18 protein-coding genes and 1 pseudogene are annotated in these 21,084 nt (G+C 44.2%); 13 read left to right on the forward strand and 6 right to left on the reverse strand.

Going from position 1 to position 21,084, the window contains the following annotated elements; translation table 11 throughout:
* The first annotated feature begins 57 nt into the window (after window positions 1-57).
* Window positions 58-414: a hypothetical protein gene (locus WQ57_RS18955; protein WP_046525340.1), complete on the forward strand. Its 357-nt coding sequence runs from the start codon at window positions 58-60 to the stop codon at window positions 412-414.
* Window positions 415-600: 186 nt separating this feature from the next.
* Here WQ57_RS18955 and WQ57_RS18960 read toward each other — a convergent pair whose 3' ends face one another.
* Entirely contained in the window at window positions 601-2,001 is a 1,401-nt protein-coding gene (locus tag WQ57_RS18960) for a purine-cytosine permease family protein (RefSeq protein WP_084820327.1), read from the reverse strand.
* A 700-nt stretch (window positions 2,002-2,701) separates the two neighbouring features.
* Between WQ57_RS18960 and WQ57_RS18965 the strand changes: the two genes are divergently transcribed.
* The 11 genes and pseudogenes from WQ57_RS18965 to lepB form a co-directional block, all read left to right on the forward strand.
* Window positions 2,702-3,376, forward strand: a complete 675-nt coding sequence (locus WQ57_RS18965) for a GntR family transcriptional regulator (RefSeq protein WP_052948823.1) — start codon at window positions 2,702-2,704, stop codon at window positions 3,374-3,376.
* 31 nt (window positions 3,377-3,407) lie between these two features.
* Complete coding sequence (locus WQ57_RS18970) at window positions 3,408-4,616, forward strand: CaiB/BaiF CoA transferase family protein (protein ID WP_156183184.1); 1,209 nt, start codon at window positions 3,408-3,410, stop codon at window positions 4,614-4,616.
* The gene (locus tag WQ57_RS18975; RefSeq protein WP_046525342.1) at window positions 4,616-5,416 is read left to right on the forward strand and encodes an enoyl-CoA hydratase-related protein; all 801 of its coding nucleotides are present in this window, start codon (window positions 4,616-4,618) and stop codon (window positions 5,414-5,416) included. The genes WQ57_RS18970 and WQ57_RS18975 overlap by 1 nt, the downstream gene beginning before the upstream one ends.
* 50 nt (window positions 5,417-5,466) lie before the next feature.
* The gene (locus WQ57_RS18980) at window positions 5,467-6,495 is read left to right on the forward strand and encodes a Bug family tripartite tricarboxylate transporter substrate binding protein (protein WP_052948824.1); all 1,029 of its coding nucleotides are present in this window, start codon (window positions 5,467-5,469) and stop codon (window positions 6,493-6,495) included.
* Window positions 6,496-6,555: 60 nt separating this feature from the next.
* Window positions 6,556-6,975 (forward strand): tripartite tricarboxylate transporter TctB family protein, encoded by a 420-nt coding sequence (locus WQ57_RS18985; RefSeq protein ID WP_046525343.1) that lies wholly within the window; start codon window positions 6,556-6,558, stop codon window positions 6,973-6,975.
* 18 nt (window positions 6,976-6,993) lie between these two features.
* Complete coding sequence (locus WQ57_RS18990) at window positions 6,994-8,514, forward strand: tripartite tricarboxylate transporter permease (RefSeq protein ID WP_173427584.1); 1,521 nt, start codon at window positions 6,994-6,996, stop codon at window positions 8,512-8,514.
* A 50-nt stretch (window positions 8,515-8,564) separates the two neighbouring features.
* Window positions 8,565-9,080, forward strand: a complete 516-nt coding sequence (locus WQ57_RS18995; RefSeq protein ID WP_046525344.1) for a gamma carbonic anhydrase family protein — start codon at window positions 8,565-8,567, stop codon at window positions 9,078-9,080.
* A 70-nt stretch (window positions 9,081-9,150) separates the two neighbouring features.
* Window positions 9,151-10,368 (forward strand): CaiB/BaiF CoA transferase family protein, encoded by a 1,218-nt coding sequence (locus WQ57_RS19000; protein ID WP_046525345.1) that lies wholly within the window; start codon window positions 9,151-9,153, stop codon window positions 10,366-10,368.
* A gap of 59 nt (window positions 10,369-10,427) precedes the next feature.
* Window positions 10,428-11,864: an aldehyde dehydrogenase family protein gene (locus WQ57_RS19005; RefSeq protein WP_046525346.1), complete on the forward strand. Its 1,437-nt coding sequence runs from the start codon at window positions 10,428-10,430 to the stop codon at window positions 11,862-11,864.
* Window positions 11,865-11,876: 12 nt separating this feature from the next.
* A complete protein-coding gene (locus tag WQ57_RS19010; protein WP_046525347.1) occupies window positions 11,877-13,082 on the forward strand; it encodes a hydroxyacid-oxoacid transhydrogenase in 1,206 nt (401 codons plus the stop codon).
* 129 nt (window positions 13,083-13,211) lie between these two features.
* Window positions 13,212-13,403: pseudogene (gene lepB, locus WQ57_RS19015) on the forward strand (signal peptidase I); the annotation flags it as partial.
* 38 nt (window positions 13,404-13,441) lie between these two features.
* On the opposite strand, the gene WQ57_RS19020 reads toward lepB, so the two are convergent.
* On the reverse strand, window positions 13,442-14,659 hold the full coding sequence (locus WQ57_RS19020; protein ID WP_046525349.1) for an MFS transporter: 1,218 nt from the start codon (window positions 14,657-14,659) through the stop codon (window positions 13,442-13,444).
* A 210-nt stretch (window positions 14,660-14,869) separates the two neighbouring features.
* Window positions 14,870-15,742 (reverse strand): YitT family protein, encoded by an 873-nt coding sequence (locus WQ57_RS19025; RefSeq protein WP_046525350.1) that lies wholly within the window; start codon window positions 15,740-15,742, stop codon window positions 14,870-14,872.
* A 177-nt stretch (window positions 15,743-15,919) separates the two neighbouring features.
* Here WQ57_RS19025 and WQ57_RS19030 point away from each other — a divergent pair, with 177 nt between their 5' ends.
* On the forward strand, window positions 15,920-17,011 hold the full coding sequence (locus WQ57_RS19030) for an NAD(P)-dependent alcohol dehydrogenase (protein WP_046525351.1): 1,092 nt from the start codon (window positions 15,920-15,922) through the stop codon (window positions 17,009-17,011).
* A 145-nt stretch (window positions 17,012-17,156) separates the two neighbouring features.
* On the opposite strand, the gene WQ57_RS19035 is transcribed toward WQ57_RS19030, so the two are convergent.
* From WQ57_RS19035 to WQ57_RS19045, 3 genes are all read right to left on the reverse strand, one after another.
* Window positions 17,157-18,503 carry an MFS transporter gene (locus WQ57_RS19035; protein ID WP_046525361.1) on the reverse strand — a complete coding sequence of 449 codons (1,347 nt, stop codon included), beginning with the start codon at window positions 18,501-18,503 and terminating at the stop codon, window positions 17,157-17,159.
* Between the two features lie 64 nt (window positions 18,504-18,567).
* The gene (locus WQ57_RS19040) at window positions 18,568-20,094 is read right to left on the reverse strand and encodes an FGGY-family carbohydrate kinase (RefSeq protein WP_046525352.1); all 1,527 of its coding nucleotides are present in this window, start codon (window positions 20,092-20,094) and stop codon (window positions 18,568-18,570) included.
* Between the two features lie 42 nt (window positions 20,095-20,136).
* Window positions 20,137-20,913, reverse strand: a complete 777-nt coding sequence (locus WQ57_RS19045) for an SDR family oxidoreductase (RefSeq protein WP_046525353.1) — start codon at window positions 20,911-20,913, stop codon at window positions 20,137-20,139.
* Window positions 20,914-21,084 lie beyond the last annotated feature (171 nt).

The following is a 21,084-nucleotide window of genomic DNA, read 5'->3' on the forward strand; positions in this document are numbered from 1 at the left end:
CCAGCAAGGGTTGGCTACAAATGATTTTGAAAACGAAGGGAAAGAAGGTCGTTTGTAATGAATGAGAAAATAATGGAGATTTTCGCGAGGAATATTGTGGATTCTCTGCCAATGAGTAAAAGGAGAATTTATCAATTTATTGAAGGCATTGAAGATCGTTTGGCGCAGCAATCGGAGACGAAGGAACAATTTTTAACCCTTCTTAGAGAGCAATCACCTTACCACCAGGCAGGTAATCGCTTTAATCTCTCTTTAGATGAAACCGTTAAATTGATGCACGAAATTGAAGATGAAATAAACGAAAAGCTAGAGAGGAAAATCAGGAATTATAAATGGATTGACTGCACAGATCAAGTATATGGTCATCAAGTTGAGACTATTAAGAATAGACAGTGTTTCCTTATTTTTCAATAAGTTTTCCGCATCATCTCTAACGGCAGTTGATTGTTAAAGCTGTTGCCACCTTTCTTAATCCATTCGTTCAGTTTTACAATTCTGTAAAGCCTTTCGGGAGCAGGTATCATAAAAGGGAAAGGGAGAGAACACAAATTGCTTCTCTCCCCTAGTCTTTGTATATAACCTTTTTTTACCTACGCTTCATTAAGCGATATATTCTTCTCTTTCAATATCGTTGGCTTCTTCTTTAATATAGTATTTTCCTTTTGTGGCGATGGCCAAGATGACGGTCAGAATCGATGCAAGAATCGCGGCAAAGAAGGCGGCTGTACTCTGCAGGAAGGTTCCCATAAACCCTAAGGCGGCAACCGTTCCGAGAATGCATGAAATCACCAGGGACCAGACACCGACTGGATTCCACTTATGCAGATACTCCTGCCTTGCTTCATAATAGCAGGGACCTATCTTCAGGAATCTCTTGACGAAAACAGCGTCTGTCACTAAAATGGCTGCCCAAGATAATAAGAATACCCCTTGGAAAACCAGAGCCGTTTCAAGGTGATTGACGATGCCTCCAAGCATCAGGATGATTGCTGACACTCCGGTCACGACAACCCAAACACGTCTCCCTGGTTTAAAGTTGAATATATTCTCGAAAAAGTTTGATAGGGACAACGAACCGCTGTAAATGTTTGTAACATTAATGCGTACTTGCGTAATCATCGTAAATAAAGCTCCCCACATGCCAAGAAGCATCACCATGTATACTCCGGGATTTGGCTCTCCGAGACGGACGCCGAACCAAATTCCAAGACCCCCCATGACTCCAAAACAAAAAATTTGCGGGATGAATCCGATGGCGAATATACCAATTTTCATGTCTTTTGGCTTTAAGAAACGTGCGTAATCGGAAGCAAGCAGAGGGGTTAAACCCATGATTCCGTGCTGCATTCCAATACAAAGCAATAAGGCGGTTCCTCCAACCTGGACGTTTTCTGGCATATACGTCCAAAACGTTCCATTATAAACGGAAGGAGTGAGAGCAGCCATAACAATTGCCGCAATTAAAAAAATGCCGAACAGAGGCAATGACCATTTTTGCAATTTATCCAATTGCTTGATTCCAAACCAATTTAATGGAATGACAATGGTTCCGAAGAATAGAATTAAAGCCCATTCGGGGATAACGGGAAGGAATTCATGTACAGCTGCTACCAGGATCATCCCTTCTAGTGCACAGTACATAATAAAATTTGTAGCGTAAATAACGGAGGTCAAAGATGCACCTATGTAGCCGAATCCGCCGCCTCGAGACATTAGATTCACGTTCATCCCGGACTTTGCCGATAAATAGGCAATGAAGGTTCCGAGAATCCCGGCTACAATGATGGCATAAACAGCTGAAATAATGGCATTGATGGCACCAAATTGAAGGGCCATCACACTTCCCATCTGGAAATAGAAAATCGCGGTGGCAATTCCAAATGTGATGTTGGTAATACTTAACCAACCCATGTTCCTTTTGGCAAGAGGTACTCGGTCCAATGAGTAATCATCGCTCAACTCTTCGTTGAGATTGTTACCTTTAGCGGTATCAGATCTCAATAGTATCAACTCCTTTTGTGATGGTATTCACAAGGATATCGCTTGCTTTTTGTGTTTTTCCTCACAAAGATATCGCTTGCAAGTTGACTAAATTGACTGTCAACTAGATATAAGCATAACAATAATCACAATCTGTATTCAAACACGATAATTCGACGTTATTTGTCATATAACACCTCTGAAGCGCCTTTTTCCTCCAATAACTGCGTTTTTCTCTTAAATGCTCCATATCCGAATGAGAATTAGCATGTTGATAGAAAATATACGGCAATTAATGTATAACAGATTTATTTTTGCTCATATATAAAGATTGGCTACAAGAATTCTTAACAAAAAGAACTTTCATCCCTGGGTAGGCTCCATGGTAAAAAGCCATCTGAAAAGCTTGATATTCAACCTAACCTTCCTGAGTCCTTTACACATCTCTCCAATAAAAAAGACTGGGCTAAAAGAAGGACGTTAAAGGCGCCCCAAGAAAGAATTTTATATTTTTTAATAAAAACACTTGAAAGTAGTTAGACAATTTTGTATATTCTTACTATAAAGTTAGATGCTGCATCCAGGATGCAGCATCCACGCTATTTAATTTTGTTCCTGCTGTTCCTATTTTTTTTTTCTTGTCTGCTGGATGCAGGGTGCAGGATATGTGGTACCATATAAGACAGAATTATCATGAAATATTAGAAAGGAGGAGGGAAGATTGAAAGCAGTCATTCAATCCCAACCACTCTACCAGCAAACATATGAGGCAATTAAGGAAGCGATATTGAAAGGGGAGATCAAATCAGGGAGTAAAATCGTTGCGACTAAGCTTTGCGAGCAATTTGGGGTAGGAAGAACCCCGCTGCGTGAAGCCTTACGGCAACTGACAAACGAAGGGCTTCTCGTGCAGGATCAAACTTTCCTGAGGGTTGTATCGTTGGATCAGCGCGATTTTGAAGAGTTGCTGTATTGTCGCCTGCTACTCGAGAAAGACATTATCCGGCTAGGTGTTCCGAATATATCCGAAAGACAGATTGAGGAAGCTGAAGCATTTTTGCGGCTCTCGGAGGAAGCTTACCGGAATAAGGTAAACCATGAGGTGTTGGAATACAATACCAAGTTCCATGAAGTTCTAATAAATGCTTGTCCCAATCAACGGCTTGTTGAGCTGATGAAACAAACGCGCTTCATGCTTCTTTTGTACCGCGCAAATATTCTTCATTATCATTATTACAATAATAATATTTTTGTAGAACATCGGGACATTTTAGAGGCGATTAAGGAAAGAAATGTGGAAAAAGCTGTTCAAATGGTAGAGTACCATCTACTACAAGATTTAAATAGAGGCAAGGAAATTATTAATTTTCAGATGGTACAGGATACAGAATTTTAATGGCAATAAGAATAAATGCGGAGGTGAAAACGTGCTCTCTTTAGAAGGCATGAAGGTACTGGATTTGACAAGGGTCATGGCGGGGCCTTATTGCACGATGGTGCTTGGGGACCTTGGAGCAGAGGTCATTAAAATTGAAAAAGGAAAAACGGGCGACGATACAAGAAGCATGGGCCCTTTTGTCAATGGTGAAAGCGCTTGCTTTATGATGATCAACCGGAATAAACGCAGTTTAACACTTGACCTCAAGTCGGAAAAAGGCAGGGAGATTTTTTTAAAACTTGCAAAAAAAGCCGATGTAATAGTGGAAAATTTCCGGCCAGGTGTGGTCCAAAAGCTTGGAATCGATTACGAAACGGTAAAAAAGCTAAACAGAGGAATTATATATTGTTCAATCTCGGGATACGGGCAAACAGGCCCGTATAGTCAAAAAGGCGGGTTCGACATCATGGCGCAAGGGATGACGGGATTAATGAGCATGACTGGTGAACCCGACGGCCGACCTGTAAAAGCGGGGATTGCCATGAATGACATCTCAGCTGGAGTCACGGCCGTCTACTCCATTCTTGCAGCCTATGTTCACAAGCAAAAAACAAGCCGGGGCCAGCTGATCGACGTATCTCTTGTCGAATCCGGGCTCGCCTGGAGTGTATGGGAAGCAGCAAGCTATTTCGGGGCAGGGGTTGTACCGCAAAGGACTGGATCGCGGCATCGCGTATCCGCACCGTACCAGGCGTTTAAAACGTCCGATGGCTATGTGCTGGTTGGCGGAGCGAATCAGCGAAGCTGGGAAAAGTTTTGTAATAAGGTGGTCCATAAGCCGGAATGGATTGAAGACCCAAAGTTCAAGACGCCGCACGACAGGATTACGAATGTTGATGAACTGGAAAGACGAATAGAGGAAGTGCTAGGCGATAAGCCGACCCACCATTGGGTAGACCTGCTTGACGACGCCGGAGTTCCTGGGGGGCCAATCTATACATACGAAGAATCCCTACAAGACCCCCATATTCTTGCAAGAGGCATGGTCCAGGAGTTTGAGCATCCGGTGGCCGGCAGGCTAAAAACACTTGGAATTCCGAATAAGCTTTCGGAAACACCAGGACAAATACGGAGACCTGCACCCTTACTGGGACAGCACAATGATGAGATATTACGCGATGAGCTTGATTTAACAGACGAAGAGATTAATAAATTAATTGAAGAAAATGTTGTGACAAGGGAGGAATTGGTAAAGTGATGGGACGGGCAGTAACAGAGACGGAGGATATTTACCTCGTAAAGGATGGTACCATTGCCACTTTATACTTCAATAGGCCGCAAAAAAGAAACGCTCTGACTTTTGAAATGTGGAAACGAATAGGCAGTATGGTTGATGATGTGGAGAGTGATCCAAACATAAAGGTCCTTATATTGCGAGGAGTGGATGAAACCGCATTCGCAGCAGGAGCCGATATCAGCGAGTTTAAAACGCTTCGGTATACCGCGGAAGGTGCCAACACTTATAATAATGCAACACTTGAAGCGGAGGCCAAGCTTGGTAGCCTGTCGAAGCCGACAATTGCCATGATTCAGAGCTATTGTGTCGGCGGCGGCTGCGAACTGGCATTGGCATGTGATTTCCGTTTTTCCGATAATACCGGGAAGTTCGGCATTACTCCGGCGAAATTGGGCCTGATTTATAACCTGGCAGGAACAAAAAACCTTGTTGACCTGGTAGGCCCTTCCAACGCAAAGGATATTCTTTTCTCGGGGAGGATTATTAAAGCCGAAGAAGCATCACGTATGGGATTGATTGACCGCCTTTATACTTCTGAAGAGCTTGAAAAAGAAACGTACGAATATGCAAAACTATTGTCAAAAAATGCTCAAATGTCCGTTCGCGGATCCAAGCGGATCATTGGAGAGGTACTTCAGGGGGCAACGGAAGAAAGTGAAGAAATTTCTCAGCTGATTCTATCTTCCTTTGAAAGCAGTGACTATAAAGAGGGAGTACATGCTTTCCTTGAAAAACGGAAACCGAATTTCAAGTATTCCTAAAAAGGCAAAGTTTCCAATAAAAAATCAGAATATTAGGAGGTATTTGAAAATTGTTGAAATTCAATAAGATAGGGCTCTCAATCGGGTTAGCATGTACATTGGCATTTTCTCTTGCAGGCTGCGGCGGTAACCAGACAGCTGGAACAGGTACAAAGGAAAAGGAAGCCAGCGCCGAGAGCGGGTATTCTCTCGGGAAGAATGTCGAATTTGTAGTCCCATATAGCGCAGGGGGGGGCAGTGATACAAACGCCAGGACCATTGCGAAAATCATCAAGGAAGAAGGTTTGATTAAGGAAAATATTCTTGTCGTAAATAAGGAGGGCGGTTCGGGTGCAGTCGGTAACACATACACCCATAGCAAAAAAGGAAGTCCATCAACGATTTCTACCTTCGTATCTGGGCAGATTTCAAGTGCGGTGATGAGCAATGCCAAAATCCAGCTTGAGGACCTGACACCTCTCGGAACGCTTGCTCTGGAGTCATTCGTCCTGCTGGTTGACGGGGATAGTGAATATAAAACATTTGAAGACTTCGTAAAAGCAGCAAAGGATAATCCAGGCAAAATTTCCGTAGGGGGAACAGGACTGGGTGGAGAGGACCACATGGTGTATCACCTGACGAATCGTGAGGCCTCCATCGAAACAAAATTCGTTACCTTTCAGGGCGGGGGTGAAACATTGTCTGCTTTGATGGGCGGGCATATTGATGCCTTCTTCAGCAATCCAAGTGAGGTAATGGCTCAAATCGAAGCCGGTGAGCTGAGAGCGCTCGCAACGGCGTCACCAGATAAGCTAGGAGAGCCTTTAAACGAAATTCCGACATTTAAGGAACTTGGCTATGATATCGAATTCCAGCAATTCCGTGGAATTGCCGGACCACCTGATATGCCGGAAGAAGCGGTAGCATACTGGGAGAACGTCTTCAAGGGCGTGAGCGAATCGGAAGAGTGGCAGAACAACTATATCGAAAAGTTTAGCCTGGAACCAACCTATATGAACGCGGAAGAATCAAAGGCTTTTTTTGAGAAAAGTGAAACCCTTTATAAAGAGCTTTTGACAGAGTTGGACTTGATCAAGTAGGAAATACAGCGGGCAAAGGGAAACCTTCCTTTTGCCCTCCATTTTAAAGGGGTGAACGAGATGGACAGGATGATATCGGTTTTCATTATATTATTTGGAGGCTACTGGGCATTCAAAGGCTGGACTGAATATGGCTTTTGGATTGACAAAACCCCTGGGTCCGGATTTTTGCCGGTGATAATCGGCATCGCGACTATGTTATTGGCGACTCTTGGACTTTTAAAGAATAACCCGCCGGTTTTCCGTATTGAGAAGAAAAATTTTGTCCCGGTAATTGGTGCTTTGCTGATGGTCGCTTCCATAAGCGTATTTGGAATGATCATTTCGATCTTGTTGTTTTTAGTCCTGTGGCTTTTGATTGTTGAAAAGTTCACCATTAAACGTGCTTCAATCCTGGGGTTGAGTACTACTCTAGTTATCTATCTTATTTTTGATATGGTGCTTAAGGTACCGTTTCCAACAGGAATAATCGGATTTTAATATAAAGGGTGTGTGAATATGGTAGAGATCTTTGGGATGCTTCTGAATGGTTTTTCTACAGCGCTATCATTTGAGAATATCCTAGCGGCCATGATCGGTGCGGCAGTCGGAATTATAATTGGTGCAATTCCAGGCCTCGGCTCCGTCACTGGCGTCGCGTTGCTGCTTCCTTTAACATTCAGTCTTGAGCCGGTTACAGGCATCATCATGCTTGCCGGAATATATTATGGTGGCATGTACGGTGGATCTTACAGCGCAATTTTGATCAACATCCCCGGGGATTCACCGGCAGTAACAACGGCCCTCGATGGTTACGCCATGGCCAAGAAGGGGAAGGCGGGTAAAGCTCTGTTTGCTGCCAATCTGTCTTCATTTATTGGTGGTACGATCGGAATTATTATTTTAACTTTCATGGGACCATTGCTTGCTCAAATTGGCCTGGCGTTCGGTCCGGCAGAAATCGCCGTCCTCATCCTGCTCGCGCTCTGCTCCGTAGGATGGCTGCTCGGCGACAGCCCACGCAAGGGCATTGTGACCACGATGATTGGAATTTTACTCGCCACCATTGGAGTAGACCTTGTTTCCGGAAGTGAACGGTTTACATTTGGTTCGGAAAATCTGTTAAGCGGACTTTCTTTTATTCCTCTCGTTATTGGTATGTTTGGATTCAGCCAGATTCTTGAGATGATTTCGGAAAAAATCAAAACGGACGACATAGGTGACAAGGTTACTCTTAAGGAAAGCTTGCTGGATGGTCAGGAATTGAAAAGCGTTATACCTGCTTCCATCAGATCGGGTGTTCTTGGGAATTTTGTTGGGATTCTGCCTGGCGCTGGGGCTACAACAGGGTCACTTTTGTCCTATATTTTTGAAAAACGGGTCGGGAAGAACAAAAAGGAAATGGGTAAGGGCGCAATTGAAGGAGTTTCCGCATCTGAATCCGCCAACAACGCTGCAGCTGTGGGCTCGTTTGCACCGCTGCTGTCACTAGGCATCCCAGGATCAGGTACATCCGCCGTTCTTCTTGGGGGATTGATGATGTGGGGGTTGCAGCCAGGGCCGCTTCTTTTTCAGCAAAACCCAGAGTTCGTTTGGGGTCTTATTTCTTCCATGTATGTAGGGAATCTGATCACCGTAATTGCCGCCATCCTGATCATACCGTTTTTGATGAAAATCATCCGGATACCAACATCCATCATGATTCCAGTCATAACAGTGATTTGTTTTGTAGGTGCATACAGCTTTCAAAACAGCATGTTCGATGTTTGGATCATGATTGCTACCGGAATCATTGCTTTTTACCTTAAGTCCCATGATTACCCAATTGCTCCTCTTTTACTCTCCTTTGTACTGACACCAAGATTAGAGCAGGCAGCCCGTCAGGCCCTAAACCTATCTGACGGAAGTTTGGGCATCTTCGCATCCAGCCCAATCTCGATCACACTACTTCTGTTGATTGTCCTGTTTATTATGTCGCCACTCGTAATGAAGCTTTTTAAAAAGAAACAAGCCGTTAAGGAAGACCCGATAGCCTCGTAAACAATAGGTTTCAATGAGGCTGTGATAAATAAATGGAAAGAAGGAATCGCATGCTGTTCGAGTTTAAGGAAAATAAGCCGAAATTACACACGTCCGTTTATGTCGCTCCAGGAGCGCAAGTAATAGGCCAGGTATTAGCAGAGGAAGATGTGACAATTTGGTTTAACGCTGTTCTCAGAGGCGATAATGAGCCTATAAAAATCGGTAAAGGTTCTAATATCCAGGATGGGACAATTATTCATGTCGATGAAGGCTATCCAGTCATAATTGAAGAAAATGTGACAATTGGACACAATGTAATTTTGCATGGCTGCACGATTAGAAAAGGGGCACTAATTGGAATGGGAGCCACCATTTTAAATGGAGCGGTCATCGGGGAAGGCGCCTTGATTGCTGCAGGCGCTGTGGTTGGAGAGGGGAAAATCATCGAGCCGGGCGTGTTGGCTGCAGGTGTTCCAGCAAAGCCATTAAAGCAGTTATCAAAGGAGAATATTGCAAGGATTGCTGATGGAGCTGGGCACTATGTGAATAAAGGAAAAGAGTACAGAAAAGAGAACATCAGGTAAGCTCGAATAACTAGAAAACTAGAATCTGAAGTTTTTCCAATATTTAAAATAAAAGAAGCGGAGGGAGTCCATGAAACCGTTGGAAAACGTTAAGATTATTGATTTGTCCCGCATTTTGAGCGGACCCTACTGTACGATGACACTCGCTGACTTAGGAGCAGAAGTAATAAAGGTGGAAGCACCTTCAGGAGATGACACTCGAAAATGGGGTCCACCTTTTGTTAATGGAGAAAGTGCCTACTTTCTAAGTGTGAACCGGAACAAAAAAAGTATTGTGCTCAATCTAAAGACCGGAGAAGGCAAGGAGATTCTGCTTAAACTGGTTAAAGACGCAGACGTGGTCGTCGAAAATTTCAGGCCAGGGACTTTAGATCGTCTTGGAATCGGCTTTGAAACCCTTAAGTCGGTCAATCCCGGTATTATTCTTGCTTCGATATCTGGTTATGGACAAACCGGACCTTATTCCCAAAAGCCTGGCTATGATGTGATTGCGCAGGGGTTTGGGGGATTGACAAGTGTAACCGGTGAGCTTGGGAAACCGCCTGTTAAAGCTGGATTTTCTGTTGCTGATATCGGTACAGGAATGTGGGCGGTGATTGGAATACAGGCTGCGCTACTTGCCCGCAGCCGTACCGGAGAAGGTCAGTGGATCGATGTGTCACTTGTCGATACGATGATTTCCTGGCATACATACTTGGCGGGGAATTATTTTGCCAGCGGAAAAAACCCGGAACCACAGGGAGGGGCCCATCCCAATATTGTTCCATATCAGCTTTTTGAATCCGCCGACGGCTACTTTAATATAGCTGTCGGAAATGAAAACCTCTGGGCAAGATTTTGCACAGTAATTGATATGGCTGAATTAAAAGACCATCCGGACTATGCTACAAATTCTGATCGGGTTATTAATCGGGAAAAGCTTGTTCCACTACTTCAGGATGTTTTTCATACAAAGACCACGAAGGAATGGGTTGCCGAGTTAGAAGCTGCCAGCATTCCTTGCGGACCGGTGCTGAAATTCAGCGAAATTTTCGAAGATCCACACGTGCTAGCGAGAGAGCAAGTGGTTGAAGTCCAGCATCCTACTGCGGGGAAGGTAAAAATGACAGGGATACCTGTAAAGCTTTCTGGCACTCCAGGGGAAATCAAAAGCGCTCCTCCCATTCTCGGTCAAGACACGAGGGAAATTTTGTCCTCCTTAGCAGGACTTACAGATACACAGATTGATGCGCTCGAGAGGGGCGGGGTTGTCATGGCAGGATCCGTAGCTGAAATAGATATTGTTTGATCAAAAGATCGGCAGCTTACCGCTGCTGGCACCATCTACCATAGAAAGGAGATTCAGGCATGACTCAATTATTGAATAAGGTATACGGGAGCCTAATTGGGGGAGAGGATGTGCCCGCTGAAAAGCAGATTCCAGTCCACAATAAATTTACGGGTGAGACGATTGCCCATATTGGGAATGCATCACGGGAAGATGTTGAAAAAGCGATTGAAAATGCCTATAAAACATTCAAGACAATCAGTCTTTCTGTCCACGAGCGTTACGAAATATTAATGAGGGCAGCTGAAATTTTTAAAGAAAGAAAAGAGGAGCTGGCGCTGACGATCGTCAAGGAGAGCGGCAAGGTCCTTAAAGAAGCAAAAGCGGAAATTGATCGCGGAATCCAGACATTTACGGCTTCCGCCGAAGAGGCAAAGCAAATCACCGGGACAGGGATTCCTCTTGGGGGACAGCCTGGCAACGATAACAAGCTCTCTTTCACGATCAGGGTCCCGGTCGGAGTTATTGGCGCAATTACCCCCTTCAACTTTCCCTTTAACCTGACCGCCCACAAAATCGCCCCGGCGATAGCGGCTGGAAACACCGTTGTCCTGAAACCGGCAGAGTTGACGCCGATTATTGCCAACAAAATGGCCGAAATTCTGCTTGAAGCAGGACTTCCTGCGGGCTGGCTAAACGTTGTAAATGGACTTGGCAATGAGACGGGGCAATATTTGCTCGAGGATAAACGGATTGCGATGTATACGTTTACAGGCAGCCCTGCTGTCGGACGTCATATCAAATCAGCTACCGGAATCCGCAAGGTTGTCCTTGAACTTGGTAACAACTCCCCAAACATTGTACATAAGGATGTTGCCGATCTTGATCGCGCTGTCGAACTTTGTGTAACTAGAGGGTATTTTAATGCCGGGCAAGCGTGCATATCGGTACAGCGAATTTATGTACACGAAGATATACAAGATGAGTTCTTAGAAAAGGCTATTGCTGTCGCTAAGGCGATGAGAGTGGGCAACCCCGAACTTGAGGATACAGATATTGGACCAATGATTTCCGAAAAAGAAGCCATACGTGCCGAGAGATGGATAACTGAAGCAGTAGAACAGGGTGCAACGGTAGCGTATGGAGGAAAAAGAAGCGGTGCCATTCTGGAGCCGACAATCATTACAAATGCGCGGCCAGAAATGAAGATTGTATGTGAGGAAGTATTTGCACCGGTAATTAGCATCATTTCATATAAGAACATTGATGACGCATTTGAGCAAGCCAACGATTCGGAATATGGACTGCAGGCTGGACTTTTCACTTCAAATCTAGGCTTGGCGGTAAGGGCAGCCCATACACTGGAGTTTGGGGGCGTCATCATCAACAACGTATCAACCTACCGGGCAGATGTGATGCCATATGGCGGAATCAAAAACAGCGGCATAGGGAAGGAAGGGCCAAAATACGCTATTCAGGAAATGACCGATGAGAGAATCGTAGTCATAGACATGTAACGGAGGGAAACAATGAGGAATACTTTTGAGTTTTTTTCAACAAAAAACGTCGTCTTTGGGAACGGATCTGTTAACAAGCTAGGTACAATACTACAGCGGTTTGAAGCTAGAAATATACTACTTATCACGGATCAGGGGATAAAAGCTGCAGGGCTGCTTGATAGAATTGCCGGAATTCTAAAAGAGGAAGGATACAATGTTACGATCTTTGACCAGGCAATTCCTGAGCCACCGATTGAAACAGCTGTCAAATGCTATGAGTTTGCCAAAGCTGAACAGAAGACGGACGTTGTGATCGGCCTTGGCGGCGGAAGCAGTATCGACCTTGCCAAAATCGTAGCCCTCCTGATGGAATATGGTGGGCATCCAAGGGATTATTTCGGCGGGGAAAACCTCGTGCCGGGACCGATTGCGCCTCTTATCGCCATTCCGACAACGGCAGGAACCGGTTCTGAGGTAACATCCGTTGCTGTGCTCACCGATACGGAGAACAATCTGAAGGTCGGAATTTCCGATAATTATCTTCGTCCAGCTGTAGCCTTGCTAGATCCCGAGCTTACGGTTAAGTTACCACCTTTTGTGACAGCCTGTTCCGGTATCGACGCACTTGCCCATGCAATCGAAGCTTTCACGGCTAAGGACTTCAAATACATTGAAGCTGAGGGGGAGTTGCTTTTCCAGGGAGCTAACCCCATCAGCGATGCGCTCGCTGTCAAAGCTATCGAGCTCATTTATCATAACCTTCCACTGGCTGTCCAGCAGGGAAGCAATCTTGAAGCAAGAGGACAAGTCCTTATGGGCAGCCTCCTGGCCGGAATGGCCTTTTCCAATGCCGGCACCGCTGCAGCACATGCTCTCGCCTATCCGATAGGCGCAAGGTCGAAAGCACCGCATGGCCTCGTAACGGGTCTTCTTCTTCCATATGTCATGGAGTATAACGTGCATACCAGCCCAGAGAAGATGGAAGCAATTGCCCGCTCTTTCCACCGTAATACAGATGGAATGACTAAAGCGGAGGCAGGAAGGGAAGCCAGCAAGGCAGTGCTTGAGCTACTGCATAAAATCGGATTGCCGGCAAAGTTATCTGAAATAAATATTGATGTGAACGATCTTCCAGAAATTGCGGAGAAAGCTCTACCGATCGAACGGCTGATCCGGAATAATCCGAGGGTACCAACCAAGGAAAGTTTGCTGGAGCTTTTGAGAAATTCCTACTGATTTGAAATGGGCGAAAAAGGGGGGATGACAGAAATGGCGGAGCAAATCGTTCCTTATGAACAATTAAAGGCTCTTTGTGAAAAAAGCTGATTGAGGCTGGAATACCGGCTGATGATGCAACAGTCACAGGAAACGGCAGTAGGCAATGAAACTGTGCCTAAAGGACAACTGTTCGTCCTCGGGGATAACAGAAGATATAGTACAGATAGCCGTCATATTGGAGCTATTCCGCTAGAGAAGGTAATAGGAACAACAAATATTGTTTTCTTTCCCATCAGTAAAATGAAAATGATATTGCTTCGTATAATTGCCAGCTTTTAAGGTGCAACTATTCAAAAAGAAAGTTGCACCTTTTGTATTCATCTTTGTTTTTCATTCAGGATGGATTTTCCCTTATTAACTTCGTATGTTCTGGTTTTCCGGCTCCCAACCAGATACAGCAGCAATATAACAATCATGAATCCTGCAGAGTAGCTGAAGGTCATTCCGTATCCAACTCTGTTTGCAAGGAATCCAAGTCCTACGGAACCAATGGCCATGCCAGAATCCATAAAAATGAGCAGCATGGAATTGGCTGTAGCCTTTTTCTCGGGTGGGACCAGCGTCAATGCCCACGCTTGGATCGTTGGCTGGAGGATGGCAAAAGCGATTCCGAATAACACCCCTGAAATCAAAACCATTATCATACTGGTAGAGAAGCCTAATAAAACTAAACCTCCGGCTCCTGAAACAGCTGCCGGAATCATAAGCATTCTATGGCCGAACCGGTCGAAAATTTTACCAGAGAAAGATCGAACTACAACCATCGCGATTCCTTGTGCGATAAAAAACTGTGAGATCCTTCCGCCAACGTTGATTTCTTCGCCAAATGTCCCCATAAAATTGACCGTTCCGGCAATAGCCATATAAGTCAACGCCACCAATATGCTTGGAAGAAGGACACGTTTATCGAACATGTATTTATAAAAGGGTTCCTTTTTTGTCTCCTCTGGACGTTCCTTTTCTTTTGTAGCCGTATTTTTAGTGAAGAAGCTGCACAAAAAGGCGAAAAACATAAGAGCGAGGGTTAACAACATCAACGACCGGAATGAATAATTCGCCAGATAGGCAATGGCGATTAGCGGCCCAAGTGTCGTTCCAACGCTAGTAGACATGGCGAAGTAAACAATGCCCTCGCCTAACCGGGATTTGGGAACGATATTGCTTGATATCGTGAACAGCAAATTCGTAAGCATACAAAACCCAATGCCTTGCAGGGCTCTAATGAAGATTAAAAATCCGATGGAGTCATTCAAAAAAGTAAGGCCGATTGTGCCCAAAAAATAGAGGATGGAAATAATAAGAAGCATTTTCATATTCACTTTTTGGATGATGAAACTCGCAAAAAAGCGCGTAATGAGCGATGCCAGCATTAAGGTCGTGGTCATCGTTCCTGCGATGGCAGGATTGTCACTAATGGTCGCCACAAAAATGGGGAAACCAGCCGTGATCATATAAAAAGAAGAGAAAATGACTAAAGCCAATAAGATAATGATGACATATTGATTGGTCCAGAGTTTCACTTTTACCTTGCCCATGGAAATAAGACCGCCTTTCAATGGCTTTTCTATAAGTAGTGGTATTACTTACAAAGTAGGACAGATTTATTCTTTCCTTGTTTTTGTAAAATATTTCGTCTGGTTTTTATCTGCAACTAAGCAACCTGCGGTCTTTTAAAAAATATAAAAAGGCAGAAACGTTTGGATGATCCTAACGTTTCTGCCTTTGCAAACACAATGAAAAGCTGTTTAATGAATATTGCGCTTCCTGAAACTCCCGCCCTTCACTTCGGCAACTTCATACACTGTCACGAAGGCGGCTTGGTCGATTTCATTAATGATTTCTTTTATTTTCGTTTCTTCCAGCCGGTTAATAATACAGGTGATTTCCTTGAATTTTTGATTGGAATATCCACCGTACACTTCATTATAGGTAGCGCTTCGGCCTAGGCGGTCACGGATGGTCTCAACCATTAATTCAGGCTGAGTGGTGATGATTTTGAACGTTTTGGCCCCGCTTAAACCTTCTTCCACGATGGTAATCACCTTCGAAGCAATATAGTAGGCGATGGCTGAGAGCAAGGCTCCTTTTAGACCAAATACGGTTGAAACAAAGATAAAGACAAAGATGTTTAAGATAAGGATCAAATCACTTGTCCCAAACGGCAGCTTTCTCGAAAGCAGGACCGCCAGCATGTCAATTCCATCCAACGCACCGCCATTCCTTAGTGCCAACCCCATTCCAAATCCAAGAATGATGCCTCCAACTACGGTAATTAACAAAGTATCTCCTACGATAATCGTGGGAATATGGTGCATGAGGAAGGTGCTTATTGCGAGTGACGCGATTCCGAGTATCGAATAAATCGCAAAACTTTTTCCAATCTGCTTATAGCCCAGCCAGATAAATGGAAGGTTGAGAAGGGCAATGAGGACGCCCAACGGTAGGCCGAAAAGCTGTGAACCTACGATGCTAAGACCCGTTACGCCTCCATCAGATACGCTGTTTGGGATCAATACCGCTTCCAGTCCATAGGCCGCGATAAATCCGCCAATCATAACAACTAGTCCCCGAAAAAACATCATTGGTTTGTTTCGTTTTTGTTTCGTGTTTGTTCCCATATAATGGCTCCCTTTTGAAAATTTCCTTTTATACTATAACATAATAGATGGCAGGGGAATGGAAAAATCTCACTGCGTATTAGAAGCATTTTACTTGAGAATAATCTAGTTTGTATGAAAAGATGAAACAGAATCAATTGGATTTAATTCGACATATTTATACCAAGGAGGGCAACCATGAACATTAAAGCAGCCGTTACACCTGGACAAGGTCAGGATTTTGTTCTTGAGGAAGTACAATTGGCAGCTCCGAAGGCAAATGAAGTTTTAGTGAAAATCGTTGCTACCGGTGTTTGCCATACGGATGCCGTTGCACGTGATGCAGCCATTGCACCGCTGCCTGCCGTGCTGGGACATGAAGGAGCAGGGATTGTAGAAGAAGTTGGGGAAGCCGTTACACTCCTGGAGAAAGGCGATCATGTAGTACTATCATTCGCCCATTGCGGCCACTGTGATAACTGTTTAACAGGCCACCCAACCGTTTGTGAAACATTCAATGATTTAAACTTTGGCGGTACGCATGACGATTACACACATCGATTATCCAAAGACGGCCAGCCACTTTCGACCTTCTTCGGCCAATCTTCATTTGGTACATTTGCCATTGCCCACGAGCGCAATGTTGTTAAAGTGGATAGAGACGTGGATCTGGCTTTATTGGGGCCTTTAGGCTGCGGGATTCAGACAGGGGCAGGAACTGTTTTAAATAGTCTGAAGCCGGAATTCGGTTCGACCATTGCCATTTATGGTGCAGGTGCCGTTGGTTTAAGTGCGATCATGGCGGCAAAAATTATGGGCTGTAAAAAGATCATTGCCATTGATGTACATGACTCACGTCTGGAGCTGGCTAAAGAGCTTTGCGCCACACATACACTTAATGGAAAAGAAGTGGATGTTGTGAAAGAAATTAAAGAATTAACAAGGGGCGGCACCAATTACGCAATCGATACAACGGGGGTTCCGCCAGTTGTTCGTCAAAGCTTACAGGCATTGCGCCCGCTTGGCGTTGCGGCCATAGTCGGCGTTACACCTGTAATGGATATTGATGTGCATAATGATATCATGGCTGAAGGAAAAACCATGATGGGCGTCATTGAAGGCGACTCCGTACCAAACGTTTTCATTCCACAATTGGTTGATTACTACAAATCGGGACAATTTCCATTTGATAAATTAGTCAAATTTTATGACTTCGAAGACATCAACCTAGCCTTTGAAGATTCAAAAACTGGAGTAGCCATTAAACCAATTGTAAGGATTGCACATTAAGAAGCAGAGGGACGGTTCTCGTGCTTCAATTCCGGATATATGAACACGGATAACCTACCGAATGAAAAGGAAATGAAAACATCCCCTCCTAAAGTTTGCATGTAGGGAGGGGATGTTTTCATTTTCTTTATCCAACTATATTCTATTATAGGTTTGCAACTTTTTGATCGGGTAAATGACGGCGGCGTTCGAGCTCGATATCCATATCAGCACGCTTATCATCGAGTTTATAAAACCAAACCGTTACGCCAATCAGTAAACAGATAATCAACGGCACCCAGATGAAGCTGATTTCTATATAATTTAAAGCAGTCGCTGTTTGAGTGGCATTTGGCACGTAACCACCCAAGCTTAAAAGTCCTCCGATAAAGGCACTTGCAAGCCCCATGCTTGCTTTAACAGAAAAACCTTGGAAAGCAGCAATCATTCCGGCAATACTGCGATTCTCTTTGTACTCCGAATAATCAATGATATCAGGCTGAATCGCAAAGATGGTGCCAAAAATCCCATATATCCCGAGACCGGTTATGCCGAGTCCGGCAATTAGGAAAATGGATGATGATCCGCCTAAATAAATCATTAAATCTCCGCCAATATAAATGAAGGTACTTAAAAGCAAGACATTTTTCTTGCCCATTTGTTTTTGCAGCCACGGCAGGATCAATAACATGGGAAGTCCGGAGAGGATTCCAAAAAGCCCAACAAACGTCAGCCAGTCTGTCCGTCCAAGGTTATAGGTGAAATAATAAATCACCGTTGTATTTCTGATAACAAATAAAGCGAAGTAGAGAAAATTCAGCACAAAGAAAATCATGCTCTGGCCTGTCAATCCTTTTAAATCTTGTTTAAAAGAAGATTTCTCATGGGTGACGGAAGGGGGGACAACCTCTTTCGTACTCACGAATGTGAGAACAAAGATCACCATCGCAATAATGCCATACATCGTCATTGTAATCAAAAATCCTTTTTCAGCATCTCCTTGACCGAAAAACTCTACTAGCGGCGTTGTAATAGACATGACTAATGCGGTACCAATTAAGGCGCAGATCATTCTGGTTGAAACGAGCCAATTTCGTTCCTGGTTATCTGAAGTCAACCTCGGAACGATGGTATTCAAAGGGATATTTACAACTGTATATGCCGTACACAACAAGGTATAAGTAACATAGGCCCAAATAATCTTGCCAGTCATTCCAAAATCCGGAACATAAAACGTTAAGAAGGTAAACACAGCAAACGGCACGGCGCCGATCAGGAAATAAGGCCTTCCTTGTCCCCATCTGGTATGTGTGCGGTCAACCAATAGCCCCATTCCCGTATCGGTTGCCGCATCGATGATTTTTGTGATCAGCATCATCGTACCTGCAACAGCTGCCGTGATCCCAAAAACATCTGTATAAAAAAACATTAAGTAAGAGGCCATTGTACTGAAAACCAGGTTACATCCTAAATCGCCAATTCCATACCCAAATCGCTTTTTCCATTTAGTCATTTCCGTTTCCATCCCCAATTCCTTTTGCAAGTTTTCAAAACCTAAAGAATTTGTTCGTTCGTAATTATTGAGATAGTATTGTCAACGTTTTCATATCATCCTTTAAATGATGATAGATTGATTTGTAGGCAGCATAATATTCGTTATACTTTTTATGGTTTTCCTGATTCGGCATAATCTTTTCATCTAAAACCTGCCATGTTTTTACGTCTTCATAGGTGAGGAGGCCAGTACCGATTCCAGCCAGCATCACATCACCCATATTGGCTTCCACATCATGAATCGGACAGACGACCGGATATCCTGTTACATCGGCAAAGATTTGCCGCCATAATTTTGATTTTGTCACGCCGCCGGCGATTAAAATGGATTCACCCAGATTTTCCCCGGTTGCTTCGATGGCGTCTCTTAAAGAGAAGGCAACCGCTTCCAGAAAGGCGCGATAGATATGCGCTTTCGTATGCGCCAATGAAAGTCCGACGATGGTTCCTTTTGCGTCCGAATCCCAAATTGGACTTCTTTCCCCCATAAAGTAGGGGAGGACAATGAGTCCTTGGCTTCCAGCAGGAATGTCCGCTGCCTGTTCATTCAGGACATCATAGGCATTCCGTCCGCCATTTTTTTCTGCTTCGATTTCAAATTGGCACATCGTTTGCCGGAACCATTTCACAATCGCTCCAGCTGTATTGCCGCCAGCAAAATAGTAGGAGAGATTCTGCGCATCATATAAATACGGCCAGACAATAAGATCTTTTCCTTTTACAGGCTTGTCCGAAATCAAAGCAGCGCACATCGAAGTTCCTATAGCCGCAGCATAAATGCCTGATTCAAAAACCCCGAGGCCGATATTGGCAGCCCCGCAATCAATCCCGCTTGCGATGACCGGCATTCCTTCTGGCAGACCCAATTCCGCTGCCGCTTCTTTTGTTAGTCCGCCAACGATATCCGTTGATTCCACAACCTTTTGTGGCATCATCGAAAGCGGAATTCCCATTGCCTCCAGCATTTCTTCCGACCAGGTTCTGGTGTTCATATCAAAAATCCCGCCAATGTTTCCTGCAGAAGAATAATCAATCGCGATTTCACCCGTTAACTTATAAATGACATAATCATTCGGGGGAAGGAACAGCTTGGTTTTTTGCCAGTTCTCCGGCTCGTTGTTTTTCATCCATAGAATTTTCGTATAGCCGTAATAAGGGTCGGCTCCATTATGGGTAATTTCACGAAGCTTTTCTTCGCCAATCTGATCCAGCACCCATTTGGTTTCTTCCTTCGCTCTGCGGTCCATCCAGATCATGCACGGCCTGACAGGTTCCATATTTTCGTCCAATGGAATTCCGGAACCGCCATACAAACCGCTGATCGCAATGCCGCGGATATCCTCCGCCGGCACACCTGATTTCTTCACTGTATTTTTAATCGAAGCTTTTGCTGCTTCCAGCCAGACATCCGGCCATTGCTCGGCCCATAGGGGTTTAGGGGTTAGTACATCATACTCCTGTAAATCCTGGGCAATTAAATGGCCATTCGTGTCCATTAAGATGGTTTTCGTGCCAGATGTCCCAATATCTGTTCCGAGAAGATAGTGCATAGGAATTCTCCTTTTCTAACAAAATTCATATCTGTCAATCTGCTAAATGCAAGTAAAGGCTCCATCAATTACAAAGTCAGCTCCAGTAGTGAAACTGCTCGTATCCCCAGCAAGATACACACAGATGGATTGAAGTTCTTCTGGCCGGCCCATTCTTTTAAGCGGTGCCATTTCATTCCATTGCTGGATTAACGGCTGTAAGCTTGGTGAATTTAGAGTTAGTTCTGTACCGATATATCCAGGACTGATGCTGTTGACGCGCACATTTCTAGTTGCCCATTCGACTGCAAGTGATTTCGTCAGCTGAATCACACCAGCTTTCGAGGCGTTGTAGGATACTTGCGGCTGCGGCACATTGACAATATGTCCAGACATCGACGCCGTGTTAATGATCGAACCGCCACCCTGTTTTAACATGACTTTTCCTGCTGCCTGTGCGGTTAAAAAGACACCTGTCAGGTTGATATCAATGACTTTTTTCCATTGTTCATACGTCATTTCCTCGGCAGGGACATTCAGGCAAATGCCTGCATTACAGAACGCTACATCCAAACGTCCAAAAACCTCCAGGATTTTATGTATCATGCTGTCCACATCCCCTGGATTTGTCACATCCGCTTTAATTGCAATCGCTTTAATTTTATGGGCTTTTTCCAGTTCTGCCGCTGTCTTTTCTGCTTCTTCGATATCCAAATCGACAATCGCTAAATCGGCTCCTGCTTCAGCAAATGCAGTGGCAACACTTTTGCCAATACCTCTCGCGCCGCCAGTAACAAAAATTTTCTTTCCATCCAGTCTCATTCTCTCGATGATTCCCATATTTTTAGACCTCGCTTTTTATTAATACATTTTGTAAAATGGTTTTATAAAATGTATTTATATAATATAACTAACTTTTCAGGTACGTCAACAAAAAAATGAAAAAGCTTTCATTTCCTTAGTTGGCCAAAGTTGTTACACCCTTAAGCGTTGTGATATATTTAGAACATA

The sequence above is a fragment of the Mesobacillus campisalis genome (assembly GCF_000986785.1).
Lineage (GTDB): Bacteria > Bacillota > Bacilli > Bacillales > Cytobacillaceae > Mesobacillus_B > Mesobacillus_B campisalis.